Annotated in this window: 3 protein-coding genes; all 3 read left to right on the top strand. The window is 63.4% G+C overall.

Features of this window, described 5'->3' with window-relative positions; translation table 11 throughout:
- Positions 1 to 386 precede the first annotated feature (386 nt).
- Genes PLN84_RS13305 through PLN84_RS13315 form a run of 3 tightly spaced genes read left to right on the top strand, consistent with a single transcriptional unit; the run spans position 387 to position 1,335 of the window.
- Positions 387 to 872 (top strand): hypothetical protein, encoded by a 486-nt coding sequence (locus PLN84_RS13305; RefSeq protein ID WP_292384388.1) that lies wholly within the window; start codon positions 387 to 389, stop codon positions 870 to 872.
- Positions 869 to 1,108 carry a DUF2109 family protein gene (locus tag PLN84_RS13310; protein WP_348532187.1) on the top strand — a complete coding sequence of 80 codons (240 nt, stop codon included), beginning with the start codon at positions 869 to 871 and terminating at the stop codon, positions 1,106 to 1,108. The genes PLN84_RS13305 and PLN84_RS13310 overlap by 4 nt, the downstream gene beginning before the upstream one ends.
- Positions 1,105 to 1,335: a DUF2108 domain-containing protein gene (locus tag PLN84_RS13315; RefSeq protein WP_292384392.1), complete on the top strand. Its 231-nt coding sequence runs from the start codon at positions 1,105 to 1,107 to the stop codon at positions 1,333 to 1,335. Before PLN84_RS13310 ends, PLN84_RS13315 begins: the two co-directional genes overlap by 4 nt.
- Positions 1,336 to 1,455 lie beyond the last annotated feature (120 nt).

Consider the following 1,455-nt stretch of genomic DNA (forward strand, 5'->3'; position numbering starts at 1 on the left):
GACCCTAAATCCAGCGCCTTTGACCTGGCTCGGCAACCCCCGCGTGCCATATATGTCGGCGCCGTGAGCATTATACTTGTTCCCGGTGTTCGACAGGTCGCCGTAGGCGGCGGCTCCCCCGGAGGGGAGCAACCCGATGCCGTTTGCATCCCTGCAGTACCCTCTGGTTCTCCGCCCGGCGGCCCCGGATCCGGCAACAACGGCACCGGGAATATCTGTGGAAACATATAATGTATATAAAATACATTACATTACATACAAAATCAACCCGGGGCAATCAGGCCGGAGGCGCGCCGGGGCCACATTTCGGCCGAATCATGCCCGAAATGGTAACAACAAAACCTTTATTGAATTGATCAACCGTATTTTCCTGTAGTTGAACTGAAATGCTGGGCGAGATCCTCCATATCCTGGCAGCGGCCATTATCAGCTGGATACTCTTCGTAACCGTCGACATCTTCTTCGGATTGCCGGAGGCGGGGGGCGTCAGCGGAGCCACGGCCATCGCGCAGGACATCGAGGCCGGCGGCGGCGATCTCTCCGGCGGCACCATGATGGGGAACATCGTCTGCTCCCCCGACGCCTCGGCCGGGACGCTCCTTGCCGCCTGCGGCGTCTACGTCGCCGGCATCCCCGGCGGGCTCGCGGCGGCCCTGATGGTCTACATCGGCAACCGCATCTGCCACGACCCCGGTTACGCCGGGACCACCGGCGCGGTCCTCGCCACGTTCGTCGTCTACGGCTTCACCCAGGTCGGGTTTGCCGCCTCGGACTTCATCGCGGGGATGGTGATTGCCATCCTCACCATCCAGGGGCTCTCCCATACCCACGCGAGTCGGCTCCTTGGACGGCTCTGGAGGATCCGGGAGTGATCGCGCTCTACGTCGTCGCCGCGATCGCGGTCTTTGCCGCCGCACGAGCCATCCTCGAGCGGAACACCGGCCGAAGGTTCCCGTACGCGAACGTCCTGAACTTCGCCGTCGCAGGCAGCCTCGTCCTGCTGCTCGATCACCCGATCACCCTCATTGCGGCGGCAGCCTACTTCGTCGGCTCGACGCTGGAGGCAAACGCCATCGCAAGCACCTACGCCGGGGGGGTGAAGCGGTGATTTTCGAGTTGCAGGTCGTCTTCGGGCTCATCGCGCTCGCGGGCGCTCTTTCCGCCGCGCTCCTCAAGGACCCCTACGCGAAGCTGATCGCGCTCGGGATCCTGGTCTCCGGCGCCCTGCCGTTCATCGTGGACCGCGGCTACCTGGACGTCGCGATCGTGGCCTCCCTCATCGCCCCGATATCGACGATATTTGTTCTGATGGCTGTCCGGAGGGCCGAGACGTGAATACCGCGTTCATCCTCGGTTTCGTCATCCTCGCCCTCGGCGTCCTCTCGGTCGCCTTCGTGCGACCGAAGACCTACGTCGCCCGGCTGATCAACCTCGAGATACCGGCGTGGGGCCTCC

Origin of the sequence: Methanoculleus sp. (assembly GCF_035363275.1) — an archaeon.
Taxonomy (GTDB): domain Archaea; phylum Halobacteriota; class Methanomicrobia; order Methanomicrobiales; family Methanoculleaceae; genus Methanoculleus.

Bases quoted from the DNA above. Each gene is read 5' to 3' on its own strand.
- PLN84_RS13305 (WP_292384388.1), top strand. From the start codon at position 387: ATGCTGGGCGAGATCCTCCATATCCTGGCAGCGGCCATTATCAGCTGG.